Here is a 23211-nt window from a genome sequence, read left to right as displayed (position 1 = left end):
TGTTGTACATATTGTTAGACTTATACATTGGAGTGGATTGAATTATGAAACATTTTAACAGCCTAGCGGTTAAAGTCCCAGTTATTTTATGTATTGTTACAACTATATTAATAACAATACTTCTAATTATATCACTTACAATAGCTGGAAATGGCATATCTAAAAGCAGATTCGAAGGATTTGAAACAACAGTAATGGGATATTCATCAGTATTTGATGCTTGGTTTAGAACGCAATCTTATATACTTGAAACTTATGCATCTATACCTATAGTAGAAGAGTACCTTGTGAATCAAGACCCAACTAGAATAGATAGAGTTAAAACAACATTAAAAACTTTTAGAGAAAAAAATGCTTGTGCTATACATATAGGAATGGTTGATAAAAATGGTATAATTATAGCAGACAGTGACTATGATAAATGGGTTGGTTCAAAATTTACAGATAGTAATATTAATGTTTGGAATAAATTAAAAAATAAAGAATATGGATATGGAAGCGTAAGCTATGGAAACGGACTTGCTCCTTCTGTAGTTAATGGGGAATTATCATTTATTTTTGCAACTCCTGTAAAGAACGGTTCTGAAGAAGTAGGTTATTTATATACTGTTTTTAACTGGAGAGAATTTTATAAAAATTATATAGAAGGAATAAAATTAGGAAAAACAGGAGGATTAGATGTAATATCTCCTGATTTAAAAGTATTAATGAACACAGACTATAATAAAGTTAATAGCGATGCTCCTTCCGTTTATAAAGAAGCATTCGATAAAAAATTATCCAAAGGTGTAGTTACTTATACAGCTAATAATCATAAAATGATGGGGTCTTATACTAGAATGAAATATGTTCCTTGGATTACTTCTATGACTATGACTTCTGAAGAAATATTTGCAGAAAATAGAAAAGCTATTATAAGCGGTATTGTATTTGGAATAATAACAATAATGTCTATAGCTGTATTCATCAATATATTTATACGTTCTATAACAAAACCTTTATCTATTGTCGTTGAAGAAGCACAAAGAATAGAAAGAGGAGATTTAACTTCAAGCGGAAACAAAATAAAAAAGAGAAAAGATGAAATAGGTATATTATCAAATTCATTTATGAATATGAGAAATAAGTTAGTAGAAACTATAAAAGAAGTTAATGATGCTTCTATATGTATTATGAATGCTTCAGAAAAATTAGCTAAAGGAAATGTGGAATTGTCAAGAAGAACGGAAGCTCAGGCAGCAAGTTTACAGCAAACAGCAGCTTCTATGGAGCAAATGGCTTCTACAATAAAATCATCTACAGAATATTCATTAACTGGAAATGATATGATGATATCTTCAAAAACTTCTATAGATGAAGCAGGAGATATTATAATACAAACAACAAGCAATATAGAAGAAGTTTATGAAGCAAGCACAAAAATAAGAAATATTACTAAAATTATAGAAAATATAGCTTTCCAAACTAATATACTTGCTCTTAATGCCTCAGTAGAAGCAGCACGTGCCGGAGAACAAGGAAAAGGATTTGCTGTTGTTGCAAGCGAAGTAAGAAACTTAGCTCAAACCACTCAGTCATCCGTTAAAGACATTACAGATTTAGTTGATAATGCTTATGATAAAATAAATAAGGCTACAGAAACTGCACATAAATCACAAGAAATATTTGATGATCTAAGAGCAAAAATAGATGAAACTGCTAATATAATGAAAGGTATAAGTTCAGCAGCAGTGGAACAGCAGGCTGGAGTTGAACAAGTTAATAGAGCAGTATCAGAAATGGATGGTGCTACTCAAATGAATAATGCCTTAGTAGGAGATGCTGAAAGTGCTTCAAGGGATTTAGTAAATCAAGCTAATTCATTACAAGAAGCTATGAAGTTCTTTAAGTTTTAATTATAATAATATTATTTTAGAGGATATATAATACTAATTTATTATATATCCTCTATTTTTTATAATACAAAAATATTTATATATAAAGTTCTATATTTTATATTACTATTATTTATTTATGTGAAAAAAAATTCTATAAAAAGTATTGCTATTTTATGCTTTTTCATATATTATACAAAATTAACATATAGAAAATCAATAAAAAGGAGAAAGGAAAGATGAGTCATCATCATCACAGAGGACAGTGGGGTACAAGGGCAGGTTTTATATTAGCTGCTATTGGTTCTGCTGTTGGTTTAGGTAATATATGGCGTTTCCCGTATATGGTAGCATCTAATGGTGGTGGAGCTTTCATGATAGTGTTTCTTCTAGCTATGCTTACAGCTGGAATACCTATAATGATATTAGAATTCTCTATAGGTCATAAAACACATAAAAGTGCTCCAGGTGCTTTAAAGGCTTTAAATCCTTCTTGGGAATGGTTAGGCTGGCTGCAGGTATTTACATGTTTTGCAATAGTTATTTATTATTCTGTTATTATTGCTTGGTCATTATCTTACGGATTATTTTCTATTCAGGGTTTAAAATGGGGAACTGATACTGCTGGATTTTTTACTAATGAATATTTAAAACTTCAATCCGGCTTTTCACTTAGTAATTTTAATTTTGGAGTAGCTATACCATTAATTATAGTATGGATTATTATATTAGTTTCAGTTATTGGCGGTGTTAAAGATGGTATAGAAAAAGCTAATAAAATATTTATGCCTTTATTAGCTGTATTGGTGGTAATTATTCTTGTAAGAGGTATTAGTTTACCTGGTGCTTTATCTGGTCTTGATTATATGTTTAAACCAGATTTTTCTAAACTTACTAATCCTAAAATTTGGATAGATGCTTATGGTCAGGTATTTTATAGTATGTCTGTAGCTTTTGGTATAATGATAACTTATTCAAGCTATTTGCCTGATGATTCTGATATAGCAAATAATGCATTTATGACAGGCTTTGCTGATACAAGTTTCAGTTTATTTGCTGGTATAACAGTATTTAGTATAATAGGATATATGGCTCATTCACAAGGAAAAGAAGTAGCTGAAGTAGCTGGAAGCGGCGGTATAGGTTTAGCATTTATGGTATTCCCAGAAGCTATTAATTCTTTACCTGGTTTGAATGGATTATTTGGACTTGTATTCTTCTTGGTACTTGCATTTGCAGGACTTACTTCTGCTATATCTCTTGCTGAAGTTGTTATATCTTCGTTTATAGATAAATTCCATTTCAACAGAAAAAAAGTAAGTATTGTTATTATTATAATACAAGGTGCTATATCTATGGTATATGCTACAGGAAGCGGACTTTCAATACTTGATATAGTTGATGCCTTCATAAATAACTATAATATTGTAGTAAGCGGTTTGATAGAAATTATATTAATAGCTTGGGTATATAAACTAGGTTCATTTAAAGAAAGTATCAATACTGTAAGTGAATTTAGAGTTGGTATATGGTGGGATTTCTGCTTAAAATTCTTGACACCAGTATTTTTGGCTGTAATGTTATCATTGAAATTAATAAATGATTTCAAAACTCCTTATGGTAATTATCCAATTTGGGCTTTAGTATCTTTAGGATGGTCAATGCCTGTTATTGCATTTATAGTTGGAATATTACTTGCTAAATTTAAAGACAGACAACCTAATATACCACAAGGTAAATAAAATTATTATTAAACATAAAGGAGATAAATTATGGGATTTGATTCTGCTATATTTATGGTACTTAGTTTATTAGCTATATGGGGAGGTTTTGCCTTCTTTCTCAGTATAGCTCTTAGAAAAATGTAATTAGGAATAATATTTTGTATATAAAATTGGTATAAACTTTTATAAAGTTTATACCAATTTTTGTACTTGATTTTTTGGTTTGTTGATATATAATGTATGGAGGTATATTATTATATTTTTTTAGAATAAAGAATTTGACTTAATTTTAAAGGCTATTATGTATAAAATAAATACTTATGTGGTATATCCTATGTATGGAATATGTAAAGTTATAGGTATATCTGATAATAAAGTAAATTCGAACCTAGTAGAATGTTATGTTTTAGAATGTGAAGGAGAAAATATAACATTAAAAGTACCTATAAATAGAGTCAAAGAATATCGTATACGCAAGATAATATCAAAGGCTGAAGCTGAAAATCTTTTAAACGTTTTGCAGACGAAAATACATGATATAGAAAATAATTGGAAAATAAGATATCAGGAAAATGAAGAGAAGCTTAGGAGCGGAGATATTAAAGATACGATAGAAGTTGCTAGAAGTTTATTCACAAGAAATAAGTTAAAAGAGCTGTCTGCTAGTGAAAAACGTTTATATGAAAAAGCTTATATGTTTATTGTTAATGAAATTAGTATAGCACTTAAAAAAGATAAAGATGAAATTGAAGATATAGTATCTAATGCTTTAGAAAAATCTGCTAAAAAATTTAAAACTAAACCTTTAGAAAAGGAAAAAATAGTAAAAGAAAATATTAAAAATAATAAAAAAAAGAAGAAGGATACTACTGAAGAATAATTTTTTATATTCATCTTATTAGTTTATTCCATTAAAAAATAATATATATCACAATATATAAATTAGGGGAAAATTATGTGGAGAATAGCGTACTTTGCAGTATCTTTTTTAATTGCTTTAATAGATTACTTTCAATTTAAATCTTTTAATTATAGAACTCTATTAATATTTTTAGTTAGTTCTATTTTAGTATTTTTATTTGAATTCTTATTTATTAGAAAGAAATCATCTAAAATAGCATTAGCTTTTTTTATATCGTTTTTTTTAACCATAGTAACTGTAATATTAACTTTAACAGCTATAAATATAATAGGAATATCATTATCATTAAATGAAAAACTTATTATTCTTTTTATAGAAGGTTATTTAACATTTGGTATTATTTCGGCATTTATACCGAATATATCAAATATGCTTAAATTAACAAAGCCTGATAAAACAAAAACTGCAAAAATATTAGATACATCTGTTATAGTTGATGGAAGAATATATGATATAGCTGAGAAAAAATTTTTTGATGGACTTCTTATACTACCTGAATTCGTTATAAAAGAAGTTCAATTTTTAAGCGATGCAAGAGATCCTCAAAAAAGAATAAGAGGAAGAAGAGCTTTAGAAATATTAAATAAAATGAAATCTTCTAAAAATATACTGCTTTCAATAACAGATATAGATTTTCCAAATATAAAAGAAGTTGATCTAAAACTTATAGAACTTGCTAAAAAAATGGATGCTAAAGTTATCACAAATGATTTTAACTTAATGAAAGTAGCATCTATACATGAAGTTGATATATTAAATATCAATGATTTAGCTAACTCTTTGCATGTAGTTGTTTTACCGGGTGAAACTATAAAAATAGATCTTATAAGAGAAGGTAAAGATAAGCAGGCACTTGGATATTTGGAAGACGGCACTATGATTGTTGTTGATAATGCAAAACATTTAATAGGAAAAAATGTTGATATAGAAATAGATAATGTACTTCCTAAAGAAGCAGGAAGAGTAATATTTGCCTCTCTTGCTGGATCCAATAAAAACAGCAATACAGGAAATAAAAAAAGACATGATCATAGTAATAAATAGGAGGAAGTTATGATTATAGATTTTTCTACTACAATATACAATAAAATTCCATCTTATCCTGGTAATCCTGAAGTAATGGTAAAAAATACAGATTCTATAGCAGAAGCTGGATTTTATGTAACTAATATTTCAATGAGTGTGCATACAGCAACCCATGTTGATACACCTTTACATTGCATTAATGGCAAACCAAGCACTGAAAATATTGATCTTACTCATTATGTGGGAAAAGCATACTGTGTAGATGTACCTACAAATAAAAAAGAAACAATTAAGTTCCCTTCTGATTTTGATTTTAATAAATTAAAAGGAAATGATATTATTATTTTTAGAACCGGATGGGAAAATAAGATGGGTACAGATGAATATTTTGATTTATGGCCTTATATAGATGAAGAATTAGCATTAAAATTAGTAGATTTAAAAATAAAAACTGTTGGACTTGATACTCCTTCCGTTGATTCTTTGGAAACTAACAATTTAACTCATAAAATTTTATTTTCAAATAATATATGCGTTATAGAATCATTAGTAAATTTGGATAAAGTAAAAAATAAAAGTTTCTTCTTTAGTGCTGCACCTTTAAAAATAAAAAATGGAGAGGGTTCTCCTGTTAGAGCTTACGGAATAATAGATTAATATTTTTATAAAAATAAAAAACCATGCTAAATAATTTAAGCATGTTTTTTTTATTATTAATTTTTATTAAAATCTTATTCCAATTTGTCCGCCTACATCAAGTCCGCCGAAACTTACTTTAGGAATAGAATCTTTATACTCCATTAATGGGAAATCATAAGAAAGATAAACACCTAAAGTAATATTATATAATAAAAGAAAATCTATACTTGCTTTAAGATATGGTATATAAAGATTATAAAATTGATTTTGCAGTTCTTTTAAATTATATGAATATCTTTGCTCTCCTCCGCTGTTTTCTTTAGAATAACTGCTTCCGCCAAGAGGGAATTTAACACCCGCACCTACACCTATAGACATAAATAAAATATCTATTTTAGGCATAAGTCCTAAACTTAAACTATCGAATGTAAGATTTCCTTTATTTAAATCAGATTTAAATGCAAATACATCTCTTTGATATCCTAAATCCAATGATATACCCAAAGATAAAATACTTAAATCAAAATAATAATTAGGCTTTAAATAAACCCCAAATTCAAATCCTGCATCTGGTTTAATTATTTCACTTTGCTTTCCCTCTTCAAGATAAAAACCAATACCAGCACCTAAAGGAACAGATAAATCAACACCCCATCCGCTTTTAGCCATAAGACTTCCGCTGATTGTTGTTATAAATAATATAATCATTAATATAGTTTTTTTCATTTTTACTCCTGTGTACCTTTAAACAAAATTTATTTATTTAAATATACAAAAAATTGATTTTTTAGCAAATATATTTCAAAATTTAATAACAATAATTAATATCTATAAATTAACATTATTATTAAATAAACTATGTAATTTAACTAATTATTATATATAAATATACCCTATATTATAAAAACCTGAATTCTAATTTTTTGTAAATATATAATTAATTACTTTTTAGTTAAAATTTTTTATAGACTTTAACTTTTAAGAAAGCAAATTTTTAACGGCATCTCTTACAGTATTATAAGTACCTTTTAATTACTTGGAAGAAACTCTTTCTTACATTCTCCAAATACTTTTAAAAATGCCTTCTATACATTATCAAATGATACTAGATTATGAACTGTAAGCAAAGCACCAAGCATAACAATATTAGCAGATATTGGATTTCATGTATCACCTGCTATTTTATTAGCTTCAATATAAGCCGCTTTTACATCATCTCTTGAAGCTTTTTTCTATTAAAGATGAGTTTATAAAAAATATACCATTAGGCAAACATCCTTTTCAAAGTTAGTTAAAGAAATAATAAATAATAAAACTTTTAGAAAATTATTAAATTATTTCAATTTTTATAATAACGTCAATTTTTGTCATTGATATATTATGTAATATTAATTATAATAAATAATATTTATAGGGGTGTTTTATGCCTGAATTTTATTATGCTAATATCAATATTATAATATTTGCTAAATTATTATTAATTATTATATTAATACGTATTGCTCTATTTATAAACAGCAATTTTTATAATTATCGTAATGATTTTTTTAACTATTGTTATCATCATAAAAAACCTTTTTTTAGAAGTGAAAAAAAACACCATGAGAGAGAGTTAGGTGTATTTAATTCTTATTATAAACCTAAAATGGTAAAAATTAAGAAAATATTTGAAACTGTACTAATTGTCTTATTTGCTTGTATATTTAGTTTAGCTTTTGATTTTCTTATTTTAATAAAAGATATTATTATAACTTTATTTTCTAAATTTAATATAGATTTTATAAATAATATCATTTCTAATAGTAAAACAATGTTTATAGTTTTTATTGTATATCATGCTGTAATAGCTGTTTATGGAATAATAAGAATAATAATTATTTATAATACTGATTATTAAATTATTATAATAAATTAAATGAACAGCAATAATTAATTTTCATTAAAAAGTCTTGAATATATTTTATAATACTCAAGACTATTTTTTATTTATATGTAAAAAATATAAAAATGTCTGGTAAGTAAAAAAACACCAGACACTTATGATTTTTTATTAAAAATTAAATTTTATTCTTAATTAGAATATAAATTTCAAGATACTAAATCTTTCACAGCATCTCTTCCTGCATTCAAAGCTTTTTCATTGGATGGCAAAAACTCTTTCTTTCTTTCACCAAATACTTTCAAAAATGCCTGCTGTACACTGTCAAATGATACTATATTATGAAGTGTAAGTAAAGCACCAAGCATAACCATATTAGCAGATTTTGGATTTCCTATATCACCTGCTATTTTATTAGCTTCAACATAAGCTACTTTTACATCATCTCTAGAAGCTTTCTTTTCTATTAAAGATGAGTTTATAAGAAGTATACCATTAGGCAAAACATCCTTTTCAAACTTAGTTAAAGAAGGAAGATTCATTATAACAGCAGCAGAAGCATCATGAGAAATCAAAGGAGAACCAACAAGCTCATCGCTTACAACTACAGAACAATTAGCTGTACCTCCTCTCATTTCCGGTCCATAAGAAGGACACCAAGTAACATGTTTATTTTCTATCATTCCGGCATAAGCTATCATCTGTCCCATAGACATAACTCCCTGTCCGCCAAATCCTGCAAAAATTATTCTTTCTGTACTCATATAATATCTCCTTTTTTAACCGTCATTTCTAAAATTACCTAGAGGATAATGAGGAATCATATAATCTCTTATCCATTTATGCGATTCTGTAGGAGCTATTCCCCAGTTAGTTGTACAGCTTGTAAGCATCTCAACTATAGAAAAACCCTTTCCTGCAATCTGATTTTCAAAAGCCTTTTTAACAGCCATTTTAGCCTTTCTAATATTTGCAGGACTATCTAATGCAACTCTCTCAACAAAAGTAGCTCCTTCTAAAGTAGCAAGCATTTCACATACCCTTATAGGTTTTCCGGCTCTGTGAAAATCTCTTCCAGACTGAGTGGTTGTTGTTCTTTGTCCTTCTAATGTAGTAGGTGCCATTTGTCCGCCTGTCATACCATAAATAGCATTATTCAAAAATATTACTGTAATATTTTCTCCTCTAGCAGCAGCATGTATTATTTCTGCAGTACCAATAGCTGCTAAATCTCCGTCTCCTTGAAGAGTAAATACAATACTATCCGGAACTGCTCTTTTAACTCCTGTAGCAACTGCAGGTGCTCTTCCATGTGCTGCCTGCTGCATATCACATGAAAAATATTTATAAGCAAGTACAGAACATCCAACAGAAGCTACACCAACTGTTCTATCTAATACATTAAGTTCTTCCAAACATTCAGCTACTATTCTCTGAGAAGTTCCATGCATACATCCTGGGCAATAATGTGTTCTTGCATCAGTTAATCCTTTAGATTTTTCAAATACTATCATATAATACCTCCGGCAAAATTTCTAACATTATCTATTATTTCATGTGCAGAAGGCACTATTCCTCCAGCTTTTCCATAAAACTTAACAGGAACTTTGCATTCAGATGCAAGTCTTATATCATCAAGCATCTGTCCCATACTCATTTCTATACTTACATACATTTTGCAATTAAGATTATTAAATGCTGCAACTGGGAAAGGCCATAAAGTTAAAGGACGTATCATACCTACCCTTTTGCCTTCTTCTCTAAGTTTATCAACAACTCCTCTTACAACTCTTGACATAGTGCCGTAAGAAACAAATATAAGTTCAGCATCTTCTGTATTATATTTTTCAGCTCTAGCCTCTTTTTCTTTTATTTGTGCATACTTTTTCTGCAAATGTACATTATGCTCATGAAGAAGTTCAGGCTCTAAATAAAGAGAATTTATTATATTATTTTTTTCTCTTCTTCCTCTTTTTCCGCATGCTGCCCAAGTTTTTTCTTCTATCTTATATTTCGGCTTATATACTATATCTACAGGTTCCATCATCTGTCCTATAAATCCATCTGCAGCAACATAAACAGGCGTTCTATAATAATCAGCCATGTCAAATGCTTCCATTATCATATCAGCAGCCTCCTGCAAATTAGCAGGTGCAAGAACAGGACAATTATAATCACCATCACCGCCGCCTTTAGTCATCATAAGATAATCACTTTGAGCAGGCTGTATACTTCCAAGTCCAGGACCTCCGCGCATAACATTAAGTATAACAGCAGGTACTTCCGCACCAGCTAAATAAGATATACCCTCCTGTTTTAATGCTATACCTGGAGAAGAAGAAGAAGTCATAGCTCTAACCCCAGCTCCTCCTGCACCATAAACCATATTAATAGCAGCAACTTCACTTTCTGCCTGTACAAATGCTCCGCCGGATTCATACATAGCTTTAGACATAAACTCTGGTATCTCATTTTGCGGAGTAATAGGATACCCAAAAAAACATTTACATCCTGCAGCAATAGCAGCACTAGCCATAGCCTCATTTCCTTTCATTAATGTTCTAGCCATTATTTACCCTCCTCTTTGTCCAATCTTTCAACTTTTATACATATATCCGGACACATCATAGCACAATTAGCACAGCCTATACATTTTTCCATATCAGTAACAGCCGCTGGGTAATATCCCCATGAATTCATATTTTCTTTATCTAAATATAATATTTTAGTTGGACAAACAGATATGCAATTTGAACAGCCTTTGCATGCTTCAGAATCTATTGTAACTCGGCCTTTTCCTGCCATAAAAACCCTCCTTAAAAACACAAATCCTACAGTTATAAATTATATTTAAAAAAATCTCTTTGTCAAATATATTTATTATTTATATTAAAAAATAAAAAAGTTCAATGAATAATACTAACTATAACATTATAATATCATAGTAATAACTATCTAAATTTATTATAAAACAATAAAATTCATATTATATATAGTAATTATTATTATTTTTATATATAATAAAAACAATAAATGAACTGTATTAAAGAGAGATAATATTTTATGAATAATAGTGAAAATATGAAAGATATTGAAATGTTATTTAATTTAGCACATGAGGCTTTCAATAATAATGACTATAAAAAAGCTATATCATATTTAGATGAAATTATAGATATTTATAATAAAGATATTATCGCATATTCGGATAATGAATTTATTATATATAGCGGTCCATATGAAAACAATAATGAAGATGAAGAAGAAAGAAATATAGACGATGAAGAAATTAACAGCACTCATAATACTTTAGTTGATGCTTATTATAATAGAGCAATATCAAAATATAATCTCAAAAATTATGAAGGAGCTATTGAAGACCTTGATAAAGTAATCGAACTTTCACCTGAAAAAACAAATGCTTATTATAATAGAGGACATTCTAAATCATATTTGGGCAGATATGAAGAAGGAATTGAAGATTTTAAAAAGGTTTTGGAATTTAATGAAAATGATGTAGAAGCAAGATATTATGTAGGGTTAGGATATTTTTATTTAGAAAACTATGAAGAGGCTATAAAAAATTTTGATAAAACCTTATTGCTGGATGATGAAATTTATGATGCATATTATTATAGAGGTATTTGTAAAAGTAATTTAGAATTATATAATGAAGCTAAAGAAGATTATCAAAAAGCTTTAGAATGCGAACCTGAAAATATAGTAAATATTTATAATGATTTTGGACTTCTTGAATATAAATTAGGAAATTATAAAAATGCTATAGATTATTATAATAAAATAATAGAAACTGATGACAGTGTTTATTATGTTTACTATAATAAGGCGTTGGCAGAAGAAGCTTTAGAATTATATGATGAAGCATTAAAAGACTATGACAAATCAATAGAATTAAACCCAAATGATACTTACTCTTATAATAACAGAGGACTTATAAAAAATGAAAAGCAAATGTATGATGAGGCTTTAGAAGATTATAATAAAGCTATAGAATTAGAACCAAATGATGCTTATATATATAATAATAGAGCTTTATTAAAAGGGAGAATGCATTTATATGAAGAGGCTTTAAAAGATTTTAATAAGGCTATAGAATTATATGACAAAGAAAGTGAATTTTTTTATTTTAGAGGTATTACATATTCTTATTTGAATGAGTATTTAGAAGCTATAAAAGATTTTGACAAAGCTATTGATTTAGATAATGAGTATATTGATGCTTATAATGAAAGAGGATTGATATATTACAAACTTCAAAATTATGAATCAGCTATAAATAATTTTAAAAAAGTAACAGAAATAGATAATGAAAATATATATGCTTATTATTATATAGCTTTATCCTATGATGCTATAGAAGAATATGAGAATGCTATTAAATATTATTCAAAAGTTATTGAGATAAATCCATCTTATTCTGATGCTTATTATAATAGAGCTTTATCATCAATGGAAATAGATTTATATAATAAAGCTATAGATGATTTCACTAAAACATCAAATTTAGATCCTAATAATCCGGACTCTTATTTTAATATAGCAATATGTTATGACTCTTTAAAAGAATACAAAAAAGCTATTGATTATTATACAAAAGTTATTGATATTGATAATTCCTCACTCGATGCATATTATAACAGAGGATTGAGTAAAGTAGGATTAAAACTTTATGATGAAGCATTTGAGGATTATAAAAATGCATTAAAAATAAATCCGCAATATTTAAATGCCTATAATGGAATAGGATTTTCAAAAACTAAACATTCCAACAATGAATTTAAAAAAGGAAATACTGATAAAGCTACAGAACTGCTCAATGAAGCCTTGAAATATTATCAAAAAGGATTGGATTTAAATATAAATGATGATTTAACTAATGCTTCAATATATGACAGTATGGGCTATACCATTACAAAATTAGCTAATATATATTTTACTCTTAATGATAAAGAAAATGCTTCACAATATTATAATAAAGCAAGAGAATGTTTTTATAATTCTATAAAATTAAATAACAATCATGCATTGGCACATAATAGTTTGGCATATATAGATATACAATTTGATAAAATGGATAATGTTTATAATAAATTCAATGAAGAGGCTTATAATTATTTTGAAAAAGCTTATTCATTTGCTGGAAAAGAAGATAAAAAATTAATAATAAAATGTCTTATATCATTATCAAAAGAAAATATTGAAACAGCTAAAATATTCTGCTCAAAAAACAATATTAATTATGAAAATATTTAAAAAAGAAAAGACTTATAAAAAATATAAGTCTTTTCTGTAAACTTCAATTTATAAAAACAAATTAATAATCTTCACCATAAGGTCTAAATCTTAATGAGAACTGAAGACCGAAATCTATACTGTCAATTCCAGAACTACCTTGTCTAAGTCCTATATCATAACCTAAGTATAATCCTAAGTCAGCTGATGATTTAGCTGTATTAAACATAGTATAATCAAAAGTTAATTTAATATAAGGAATTACACTTAGAGATGAATAATTATTTTGTAAATCTCTTAAGAACATTCTAGTTGTTTCTGTAGTACTTATTAAAGCACCTGTAGTACCATCTAATCTTCTTGAATATCTGCTTCCGCCCAATGGAAGTTTTACACCCAAACCAAGACCTATAGAGTATTTATCATATATATTTACTTTAGGTAAAAATCCAACTTTAAGACTGTGTAAATTCAAACCATCTATCTGTCTTATATCAGTACCTTGAGGAGCTCCAGCCATTCTGAAAGTATCATAGCTGTATCCTAAATCAGCATAGAAACTCATTCCAACAGCTTCGCTAAATATTGCTCTGTATCCAATTAAAACATCAAATCCACCTTCCAATCCGAAAGAATTATTTTTATCTGATTGTCCCATAGGCATACCAGTTGAAAGTCCAAAAGGTACAGAAACACCAAATTCAAAGAAACCTTCAGCAAAAACAGATAAACTTGTAAATATAAAAATAGAAATTATTAAGAATACTTTTTTTATAGTAGTCTACCAATATATTATTGAATTTATGCATATTATAAAATATAATATAAAAAATTCAATATATTTTTACAAATAATATTATTTTTGTATATATATCATTATATTTTAATGTAATTATATACATTAAATATACAAATATAACATATATGTAAAAAAGGCTTATAAAACGAATTAACATTTTACAAGCCTAATTTATTATATATAACTATAACTTAATTATTCATTCTTAAATAAACTTACAGCTTCATCTTTAGCACTATTAACCGCTGTCACAACAGAAGTAGATGATATTGTAGCTCCGCTTATTGCTGCTATCTCATATTCTCCAGCTTCTTCAGGTTTTATACCTTTTGTAACAGTCAAAGGCACTATAGTACTTTTACCTTTAAATTGATCTCTAAAGCTAACTTCAGTAATTTTAGCACCAAGTCCTGGAGTTTCAGCCTGTTCTGTTACAACTATACCAGTGATCACTTCAGCATTAGCATCAAAACCAACTAAAACCTTATTCTGTCCGTTATATCCTCCTGCAGAAGCAAGCATTGCATAACCAACTACTGTACCATCAGATTTTTTACCAATATAATAATCATAAGAAGAATTTTCTTTTAAAGGTCCTTCCAATTCATCAGCACCTTCTATAACAGCTTTAACACCATTTAATACAGTCTTTTCATTATTTGCCAATATATCTTTCTCAAAAGAAGAATATACAAAAGAAAGTAAAAAGCCTGCTAATAATGCTGTAATAGTAACAGAAATAACTGCAGTATAACCAACTTCTTTTTTCATTATTATTTTCCTCCTTCTTTTTGGAGATTAGCTTTATTTATAGCAATTAACTCTTTTTTACCTACAGGCATAGGACGAGTAAGTATAGAAATTAAAGGCATAAACATATTTCCTATAAGTATAGAATACATCATATATTCAGGAGATGATCCGAAAGCTCTTAATATCGCAAGCACAGCACCTATTAAAAGAGCATATATCCAAGCACCTAAATGGCTTGAAGGACATGTAACCATATCTGTAGCCATAAAAAAAGCACCTAAAGCAAAACCGCCTGCTAGTACATGATATATAGGAGATGGGAATCTGCCAGGCATACCCAAACAAAGAATTAAACTAACAACTACTAATGATATAAACATTCCTAAAGGAATTCTCCAATCTATAGTCTTAGTAACAAGCAGGAATATTCCGCCTATTAAAAGAAGCAAGAAAGAAGTTTCTCCTATAGCTCCGGCAGTACTTCCTAATAACATTTGTAAATAGTAATGAGATTCAAATCCTATTTGCTCAGCTAATGAAGTACTTATATTAGCATTATAAGTAAATTTCATAAATGTTAATGGAGTAGCTTGAGTTAAGGCATTCATCATATCTATAGTTTGTGTACCGCCCGTAACTGTATTTACTAAATTATGCAAACCTTCTGAAAATAAATCAAAAAAAGGAACTCTTGTAGGAGCTGCATAGATAGTCATTTGAGCAGGAAAAGCAACCTGTAAAAATGCTCTTCCAACCAAAGCAGGGTTAAATATATTAGAACCTAAACCTCCAAAAACTTCTTTAGCAAATACTATAGCAACAACACTTCCTATAACTACCATAGTTACTGTAGATGAAGGAGGAAGAGTCATAACTAAAAGTATAGCTGTAATAATTACTGCATAATCAGGAAGTAAAGGTTTTTTTCTTATCTTTTTTACTATTACAGTTGAAAGTATACATGTAATAATAGATGCTAAATATAAAACTATAACTTTAGCTCCGAATAACACAATACTATATATAACAGCAGGTAAAAGAGCTATAATAACTCTTAACATTATCTTATTAGTAGTATCTCCATCTTTTATATGCGGAGAAGATTCTGTATAAAATTTCATCATTATCTCCTTAAATCATCTTCTTAATAAATCTTTACCAAATCTAATCCACTGAGTTAAAGGTATTTTTGAAGGACATATATAAGAACAGCATCCGCATTCAAAACAAGTTGCTATATCTAAATCATTCAATTTATCTTTAACTTTGGCTTTAGCAGTATGAGCTATCTCAGTAGGAGATAATTTAAGCGGACAAGCATGGGCACATCTTCCGCATTTAATACATGGATATTCTACTTCTTTAGGCATTTTATCCTTATTTAAGAAAAGCAAAGAGTTGGTCCCCTTATTAACACATTGATCTAAGCTAGGAACACTTGCACCCATCATAGGACCGCCTGCAAGTACAAGTACATTTTCTTCTGTAATTCCTCCACATTCCTCAACAACATGAGAAATAGGAGTACCTAAAGGAAGCCATAAATTTTTATGTTCTTTTATAGCATCTCCTGAAACTGTAACAAGTCTTTCTATAAGAGGTTTATCCTTAGCAACCGCCTCATATATAGCATAAAGTGTAGCTATATTAACTACTAAAACTCCAACATCCATAGGTAATTTACTAACAGGAACAGTTCTTCCTGTTGCTGCATCTATAAGCATTTTTTCAGCACCTTGAGGATATCTTAATCTTAAAGCCATAACCTCTACATTGCAGGTTTTTCCAATTTTAGTCATCTCTTCTATAGCTAAAGGCTTATTTGCTTCTATTCCGATTACAGTTCTTTTAACAGAAGGTATAATCTTTCTTAAAATTTCAATACCTTTAAACAATTCCTGCGTATATTCAACCATAAGTCTATAGTCACTTGTGATATATGGTTCGCATTCAACACCATTAATAATTAAAGTATCGCATCCGCCCTTAGCAGCACCATCAACTTTAACATGTGCTGGGAAAGTAGCACCTCCCATACCAACTATACCGGCTTTTTGAATTTTTTTGGACATTTCTTCGGATGATAAAGACATATAATTAGTATCTTCAGAATAAGCCAAATTAACAGCATTAGCATCAACATTAATAAGTAAAGCATTAGCCCCCCTTCCAAGAGGAGGAGCAGCTATCTCTGCTGAAGCTACTGTACCAGTCACAGATGAATAAACATTACCAGATACATATCCGCTAGCTTCTCCAATAAGTTCACCTCTTTCTATCTTATCACCTTTATTTTTTAGCATTTTAGCAGGTGCACCTATATGCTGTGCCATAGATATTAATACTGTTTTAGATGATTGTGAAAGATTTGATGAAACAATATTAGCAGTATCTTTACTATCATGCGGATGAACTCCACCAAAACGAAATTTACCTAATTTCATGTTATTAATCCTTCATTTAATAAAATTAATGTAAATTACTACACTATTATAAATTAATTTATAGAAATAACAGCTACAGATCTAGTATAACCGCTTCCATAACTGCATAAAGCAACTTTACTATTTTTCTTTATAGCACCATCTTCTAAAGCCATAGATAATGCTACTCCAGATGAAGCACTTAAAGATGAATGAGCATTTTCCATTTTAGAATAAACCATATCCTTATTCACAGCCAAAGCATCAACAAAAACATTGTAAGCATTTTGAGTAGAATAAGATGGTATATATATATTTGGTTCTATACCATTTGTTGAAAGAACATCTTTAACATATAATGCTGCTTTTTTAGCTTCATCTTCAAAAACTGTATTGTTTTTTATAGATATAAAATGTTCTTTATTTAAGACACCTTCTTTTGTATAAGGCTTAGCTGTTCCGCCCATAGGTATATAGCAATTTTCTAGGGCATTTCCATCTGTTACAGAATCAATAAAATCTATTTGAATGTCTGTTTTTTCATTAGTAATAAGTGCTGCCACGCTAGCATCATCAAATCTATTTTCATCATCACATATATAAAATGACTCTGTAGCAACAACTAAAATATTTTTATATCTGCTGCTTTTTATAAAGGCATAAGCTAATCTCAATGCCGATAAAAAACCAGTAAAATCGCTTTCTATATCAAAACAAAAAGCATTACTAGCTTTAATTTTTCCAGCTAGTATGCATGCTGTTGAAGGATAAACATAATCTTTAGTAACTGTAGCACATATAATAGCATCTATTTTATCAGTATCAAATCCGTTTATTACCTCATTTATTGAAATCAAAGCTAAATCTGATGCTGCCATATTAGTCTTTTGATTTTTATAAGTGCCTTTACAAGATTTTATGTATACCATTATAAAATTCCTTTAATTAAAAAAATTAGATATAAATTATTATATCTATATATTAAAATATTCTTCTTTTCACTCCTGAATCATAAAGTTCTTTAGATATTTTTTCATTAATTTTAGCATCTAAAAATCTATACATATTAAGTACAGCATTTTTTACGCCTATACCGCTAGTTTTTCCGTGACCTACAAATGCTCCGCCATTCAAACCTAATAGTATAGCAGAACCATAAGAATCAGAACTTAATTTAGTTTTTAAATTATTAAATACAGGCTTCATCATAAGTCCGCCCATAACACTAACAGGATTTTTCTTTATTTCATTTTTTAATACATTTACAACCAAAGATGCTGTGCCTTCTATAGTTTTTAAAACTATATTTCCATCAAATCCATCTGCTATAACAACATCCACTGCATCCGACTTAAGCATATCATTAGGCTCTATATTACCTATAAAATTGATTTTTTTCATTTTTTGCAAACGTTCAAAATTTTTTTTACTAGCAGCATTTCCTTTAGAATCTTCTTCACCTATATTAAGTAAACCTACTCTAGGATTATTTATACGTAAATATCGCTTAGCAAATACACGTCCCATAACAGCAAACTGTACTATATAATCAGGTGTACAATCAACATTTGCTCCCATATCAAGCATACAGAATTCACCGCCTAATTTAGGCAAAGTTGATACAAGAGGAGGACGCATAACCCCTTTTAAACGTCCAATTTCTGTCAATGCAGCTGCCAAAGTAGCGCCAGTATTTCCGGGAGAGAAAAAACCATGGGCTAATTTATCAGAAACTAAACGTGCCGCTAACAAAACTGAAGCATTTTTCTTATGCTTTATTCCATTAGCAGGGCTTTCATTCATATCTATAATCTCATCTGTATGTTTAATATCAACACGATGATGATCATATTTAGCTTCTGATAATGCCTTTACTATATATCTTTCATTTCCAACTAGTATCAAATTAATATCATTATTTTCCGGCAAAGCATTAATAGCGCCTAATACTAGTTCTTCAATTGATTTTTCTCCACTGGCTACATCTATGGCTAAATTCATAATATTTCCTAATTATCCTGCATTTTGAGTTTTTGGTGCCTTTACTACTCTATCTTTATAGAATCCGCATTCAGGACATATTCTATGAGGCATTCTTTCTGCTCCGCATTGAGGGCATATTGATAAAGAACCTAAAAATCTTTTATCATTAGCTGCTTGTCTTGATCTTTTTTTAGCTTTCGACTTTCTATGCTTTGGTACTGCCATTTTATTTTCTCCTTAAAAATTTATTAAAGACAATTAATAAAAATTAATATAATTGTCGCTATTATACAATATAAAGTTTAAATATAATACTATAAAGCATCAATTTTGTCAAGTAAAATTAACATAATACAATTTTATCTTCTCATAATATTACCATTACTTATTATAATAGAACTGTTTTTTAACAAATCCTCTGTAAAATTTACATTACGAGACCTAGCAACATCTTTATTAAGAAGTAATACATGAGAATCTTCTGCTTTCACAAAATCAATGCCATCTGTACTTCCAGAATTATCAATAACTTCAGTCAAAAGTAAAGCTAATTGTCTGCCTAAATAATAATAATTAAAATCTAAAGAAAATAATATATCTACATTAAATGCATATTCTAAATCTGTATTTATAATTGGAATTGAATATTTATCACATATAATATCTAAATTATATATATTATCACTTATATATTTTTCTCTAGCTAAATATAAATAATCTATATTTTTTGAAGCGATTATTCTTTCTATATCATTAATATCATAATCTTCTTCAATTATTAACGGATAATAATTAATATTGTTTTCAGAGCAATAATCCATAAGTTCTTCAGATACATGGGCAGAAATCCTAGAATGTCTTGAATATAAATATCCAAGGTTTCTAAGTCCTTCTGTAGATATTATATTCAAATATTTAGTAATATCCAAAACACCATAAACACCTGTTATATTATTATTTTGAATCTTACTCCTCTTTATAGATTCTAATGATATATAGTCAAAACATCCTGCAAATATAATTGACTGCGGAACTATAACATTCATAGATACTAAAGTGGCATTTTCCCCTATTACTATGGCTATAGTTGAATTATCATCCCTTACCTTATTAGCAATCTCTATAGCAGATGTATCGCTACCATCCGATGTATAAAAGTTTATATGAACATCTAATTTATCTAAATTTATCTGATCAAGCAAGCCTTTTTCTATAGAATTAAAATTTCTTGTATTGCTTTCTTTTATTATGCTTACTATAACTTTATTATTATACGATTCTTCATTATTACATGATGCAAATAATATGAATGAAAACAAACAAAATATTACTTTAATAAACATATTCATCAAAATTAAACCTAAAAAATATTTTTATACTCTATAATATTTTTTATTATTTCTTACAATGGGCAAAGAAATATATATTATGCCCAATAGCTCTCATTTTCTCTTCATACAAAGCAACCCCATATCCATCCAATTTATGAACATAGTCATTATCTAAAATATTATTAAAATTACTAGCCTCTTTATATATTGGATTCATTATTTCTAGAGCATAATTATCATCATCTGTAACAGAATAGAATATACCATCATCTTTAAGTAAAGGATACATTTTATTTAAAAAGTCCTTTGTAAAAATTCTCCTATGGGAATGTTTTTTCTTAGGCCATGGATCTGGAAAGTTTAAATATATCTTATCAAAAAAATACTTATCCTTTAAATATTCATCTATTACTTTATTGGCTTCTCCAAATATAATAGTAAGATTTTTTATATTTCTTTTATATGCTTTTGATACAGCTTTTTTTGCTGCCTTATATGAATACTCAATTCCTAAAAAATATTTATCTTTATTATTCATAGCAAGCTCAACTATAAACTTACCATTGCCGCATCCTATTTCTAATTCTCTCACATCATATTCAGATAATCTTTTTTGCAATTCATTTCTTATTATAGAACTATCTTCTGTATTAAAATCATCAAGCAAATATTCATGCAATATTTCATCATCAAGATTTAAATTTCTCAATTATTATTCCCCATTACTAATATTTTATTTGAATGATATATTACTTAATTTTTATGTCAATACATCAAATATTTTTTATTTAAATTGATTTATTTAACGCACGGTTAACTAAATTTAAATATAATAAAAATGCATTAATAATCAGTTTTATATTTTTAGTTTTGTTTAGCGTGCGGTTTAATACACTATAAATTTTTAAAACACTTTGGCGGGTGCTATAATTTCTAATCAAACAGTAAGTAAATACAAAACAAAAATAACAAAATAAAATTATAAACCTAGAGGGCGGGCAAATGTAATTTTAATTATTTTTTATAATATCTTTTAATTTAATTATCAACTTTTTTGTGCCGATTTCGTCAAAGTTGCAAAAAAGACATATTTTTAACTTTTAATCTATTGTATGTATAATAAAATATCAAATACTAATTAAATAGTATTTACAGTTATTTCACTATGTGTACGGTTAATACTTTGATACAGTTACACTTAAAATTATAAATCAATATAGCAGGTAGATGTAATTAAGTTTTGAATTTTATTTACATACCCCGCCCTTTAAAATTTTTAACTTTAATTATAAATTTCTGTCTATATAATTTTTTCTATCGTAAAAGAAAAGCACACCCGCCCTAGTGATTATTAGATTTAAAATCTATTTAACGCACGATTAAAATTATTTTCTAATGAAATAAAACTATAATAATAATTTATATATATTAGAAATTTTATTAACCGTGCGATTATAATAAAATTAAAATACAGCTTTCATGGCAATATAATATCTTCCGTCAGTAGAACCTTGAAAACCAAAATATACAGGATCAAATTTAACATAAGCACTGTATTCCAAACAGAATAAATCCCTGCTCTTGTCAAATTGTCTGCCGTAATGTCTGTCATCATCATAATCAACAGGTATATAAAATAGAGGTCTAATAGCAAGATTAAGCATCTTCCATTCAACACCAAGCTCAAATCTTAAATAATGAGCATCATTGTCTCTCCAAGTATATTCACCAAGCATATTAACCCATAATTGTCTGTCAAGCAAAGGAAGTCTACCCATAGCTGATAATTGAACTAAATGATGAGTATAATCATTATAGTAGAAGTTTTCGTATTTTTCAGGAGAAAGAGAATTGTTTTTATTGTATTGATATAAAAACTGTGCTCTAAAATAATCACCGTTTATCTTTAATAAAACAGCTAAAGGATTTGAATCTTCTGAATACCCTTGAGAATATGATATCTCATAATAGTACCCTATAAATCCTGCCCTAAAACCCATCTCATTCTTTACCCTAGGCAAATACCAATGCGGAGCAAATGCAGCTGACTCACTGTCTACAACAGAAGGAAGAAGCATAAATGTGTTTCCATTTATATCATTAACAGCCTTCATCCTAAATGATAATAGTATTCTAGTTAATGTTACAGTTTCTATACCTGCATCATATAATCCAATACTTCCTGTAGCATGATCTTTACTAAATACATCAAATTTAGAAGTCATAGTTACAAATGGAGTAGCTGAAAACATCCAATCAAAATGAAAACTTTTACCAAGAGATAAATACATATTAGGCATGCTGAAATGACCGCTTTTTAAATTTACCCCTATTAAAGTATTCATGTGCAATTCTATAGTAGAAAGTTCATATAAAAGTCTTGATGAATATGCTGTTTTTACTACGCTTTCTCTTTTATGGCTCTCATGTATATAATCAAAAGGCATATAACTTTCTGTAGGTCTTACAGGTTCTAAACCTATATAAGGCCAAATGGTTACTATGTTCTTTAACATTTTCTGTTCTTTTTCCGTGTATGGAGATTGGGCATATATGTTTATACAAAAACATATAAAAAATAATATTATAAAAATCTTCTTCATAT

23 protein-coding genes are annotated in these 23211 nt (G+C 28.1%); 8 read left to right on the top strand and 15 right to left on the bottom strand.

Annotated elements, in window-relative coordinates; translation table 11 throughout:
* Window positions 1-44: 44 nt before the first annotated feature.
* From T324_RS0111005 to T324_RS0110980, 6 genes are all read left to right on the top strand, one after another.
* The gene (locus tag T324_RS0111005; RefSeq protein ID WP_028330302.1) at window positions 45-1895 is read left to right on the top strand and encodes a methyl-accepting chemotaxis protein; all 1851 of its coding nucleotides are present in this window, start codon (window positions 45-47) and stop codon (window positions 1893-1895) included.
* A gap of 218 nt (window positions 1896-2113) precedes the next feature.
* Window positions 2114-3616 carry a sodium-dependent transporter gene (locus tag T324_RS0111000; protein WP_028330301.1) on the top strand — a complete coding sequence of 501 codons (1503 nt, stop codon included), beginning with the start codon at window positions 2114-2116 and terminating at the stop codon, window positions 3614-3616.
* A gap of 30 nt (window positions 3617-3646) precedes the next feature.
* Window positions 3647-3742 (top strand): MetS family NSS transporter small subunit, encoded by a 96-nt coding sequence (locus T324_RS18065; protein WP_156920166.1) that lies wholly within the window; start codon window positions 3647-3649, stop codon window positions 3740-3742.
* Between the two features lie 157 nt (window positions 3743-3899).
* The gene (locus T324_RS0110990) at window positions 3900-4478 is read left to right on the top strand and encodes a CarD family transcriptional regulator (RefSeq protein WP_028330300.1); all 579 of its coding nucleotides are present in this window, start codon (window positions 3900-3902) and stop codon (window positions 4476-4478) included.
* A 75-nt stretch (window positions 4479-4553) separates the two neighbouring features.
* The gene (locus T324_RS0110985; RefSeq protein WP_028330299.1) at window positions 4554-5564 is read left to right on the top strand and encodes a PIN/TRAM domain-containing protein; all 1011 of its coding nucleotides are present in this window, start codon (window positions 4554-4556) and stop codon (window positions 5562-5564) included.
* A 9-nt stretch (window positions 5565-5573) separates the two neighbouring features.
* Window positions 5574-6203 carry a cyclase family protein gene (locus T324_RS0110980; protein WP_028330298.1) on the top strand — a complete coding sequence of 210 codons (630 nt, stop codon included), beginning with the start codon at window positions 5574-5576 and terminating at the stop codon, window positions 6201-6203.
* Window positions 6204-6269: 66 nt separating this feature from the next.
* Here T324_RS0110980 and T324_RS0110975 read toward each other — a convergent pair whose 3' ends face one another.
* On the bottom strand, window positions 6270-6911 hold the full coding sequence (locus tag T324_RS0110975) for an outer membrane beta-barrel protein (RefSeq protein WP_028330297.1): 642 nt from the start codon (window positions 6909-6911) through the stop codon (window positions 6270-6272).
* Between the two features lie 697 nt (window positions 6912-7608).
* Between T324_RS0110975 and T324_RS17245 the strand changes: the two genes are divergently transcribed.
* A complete protein-coding gene (locus T324_RS17245) occupies window positions 7609-8082 on the top strand; it encodes a hypothetical protein (protein ID WP_038375228.1) in 474 nt (157 codons plus the stop codon).
* 191 nt (window positions 8083-8273) lie between these two features.
* On the opposite strand, the gene T324_RS0110965 is transcribed toward T324_RS17245, so the two are convergent.
* From T324_RS0110965 to T324_RS0110950, 4 genes are read right to left on the bottom strand one after another with little or no spacing between them, the layout of a single operon-like run.
* Entirely contained in the window at window positions 8274-8828 is a 555-nt protein-coding gene (locus T324_RS0110965) for a 2-oxoacid:ferredoxin oxidoreductase subunit gamma family protein (protein ID WP_028330296.1), read from the bottom strand.
* A gap of 15 nt (window positions 8829-8843) precedes the next feature.
* Entirely contained in the window at window positions 8844-9578 is a 735-nt protein-coding gene (locus T324_RS0110960) for a thiamine pyrophosphate-dependent enzyme (protein ID WP_028330295.1), read from the bottom strand.
* The gene (vorB, locus tag T324_RS0110955) at window positions 9575-10633 is read right to left on the bottom strand and encodes a 3-methyl-2-oxobutanoate dehydrogenase subunit VorB (RefSeq protein ID WP_028330294.1); all 1059 of its coding nucleotides are present in this window, start codon (window positions 10631-10633) and stop codon (window positions 9575-9577) included. Before vorB ends, T324_RS0110960 begins: the two co-directional genes overlap by 4 nt.
* Window positions 10633-10869, bottom strand: coding sequence for a 4Fe-4S dicluster domain-containing protein (locus tag T324_RS0110950; protein WP_028330293.1), 237 nt, complete (start codon window positions 10867-10869; stop codon window positions 10633-10635). Before T324_RS0110950 ends, vorB begins: the two co-directional genes overlap by 1 nt.
* 258 nt (window positions 10870-11127) lie before the next feature.
* Between T324_RS0110950 and T324_RS0110945 the strand changes: the two genes are divergently transcribed.
* Window positions 11128-13338, top strand: coding sequence for a tetratricopeptide repeat protein (locus T324_RS0110945; RefSeq protein WP_028330292.1), 2211 nt, complete (start codon window positions 11128-11130; stop codon window positions 13336-13338).
* Between the two features lie 61 nt (window positions 13339-13399).
* Here the strand turns inward: T324_RS0110945 and T324_RS17240 are convergent, their stop codons facing one another.
* The 10 genes from T324_RS17240 to T324_RS0110890 form a co-directional block, all read right to left on the bottom strand.
* Window positions 13400-13981: a hypothetical protein gene (locus tag T324_RS17240; RefSeq protein WP_051436840.1), complete on the bottom strand. Its 582-nt coding sequence runs from the start codon at window positions 13979-13981 to the stop codon at window positions 13400-13402.
* 330 nt (window positions 13982-14311) lie between these two features.
* Complete coding sequence (locus tag T324_RS0110930; RefSeq protein ID WP_028330291.1) at window positions 14312-14887, bottom strand: RnfABCDGE type electron transport complex subunit G; 576 nt, start codon at window positions 14885-14887, stop codon at window positions 14312-14314.
* Window positions 14888-14889: 2 nt separating this feature from the next.
* Window positions 14890-15990 (bottom strand): RnfABCDGE type electron transport complex subunit D, encoded by a 1101-nt coding sequence (locus T324_RS0110925; protein WP_028330290.1) that lies wholly within the window; start codon window positions 15988-15990, stop codon window positions 14890-14892.
* A 15-nt stretch (window positions 15991-16005) separates the two neighbouring features.
* On the bottom strand, window positions 16006-17313 hold the full coding sequence (gene rsxC, locus T324_RS0110920; RefSeq protein ID WP_028330289.1) for an electron transport complex subunit RsxC: 1308 nt from the start codon (window positions 17311-17313) through the stop codon (window positions 16006-16008).
* A 53-nt stretch (window positions 17314-17366) separates the two neighbouring features.
* Window positions 17367-18221 carry a 3-oxoacyl-ACP synthase III family protein gene (locus T324_RS0110915; protein ID WP_028330288.1) on the bottom strand — a complete coding sequence of 285 codons (855 nt, stop codon included), beginning with the start codon at window positions 18219-18221 and terminating at the stop codon, window positions 17367-17369.
* A 52-nt stretch (window positions 18222-18273) separates the two neighbouring features.
* A complete protein-coding gene (gene plsX / locus T324_RS0110910; protein WP_038375227.1) occupies window positions 18274-19293 on the bottom strand; it encodes a phosphate acyltransferase PlsX in 1020 nt (339 codons plus the stop codon).
* A 12-nt stretch (window positions 19294-19305) separates the two neighbouring features.
* A complete protein-coding gene (rpmF, locus tag T324_RS0110905) occupies window positions 19306-19500 on the bottom strand; it encodes a 50S ribosomal protein L32 (protein ID WP_014489261.1) in 195 nt (64 codons plus the stop codon).
* Window positions 19501-19634: 134 nt separating this feature from the next.
* Window positions 19635-20624: an ABC transporter substrate-binding protein gene (locus T324_RS0110900; RefSeq protein ID WP_038375225.1), complete on the bottom strand. Its 990-nt coding sequence runs from the start codon at window positions 20622-20624 to the stop codon at window positions 19635-19637.
* A gap of 46 nt (window positions 20625-20670) precedes the next feature.
* Window positions 20671-21315 carry a tRNA (guanosine(46)-N7)-methyltransferase TrmB gene (gene trmB, locus T324_RS0110895; protein WP_028330285.1) on the bottom strand — a complete coding sequence of 215 codons (645 nt, stop codon included), beginning with the start codon at window positions 21313-21315 and terminating at the stop codon, window positions 20671-20673.
* Window positions 21316-22069: 754 nt separating this feature from the next.
* Window positions 22070-23209 carry a hypothetical protein gene (locus T324_RS0110890; RefSeq protein WP_028330284.1) on the bottom strand — a complete coding sequence of 380 codons (1140 nt, stop codon included), beginning with the start codon at window positions 23207-23209 and terminating at the stop codon, window positions 22070-22072.
* Between the last annotated feature and the right edge of the window lie 2 nt (window positions 23210-23211).

It is taken from the genome of Brachyspira alvinipulli ATCC 51933 (genome assembly GCF_000518245.1).
Classification (GTDB): Bacteria; Spirochaetota; Brachyspiria; order Brachyspirales; family Brachyspiraceae; genus Brachyspira; species Brachyspira alvinipulli.
This window is presented reverse-complemented; position numbering and strand designations above follow the sequence as displayed.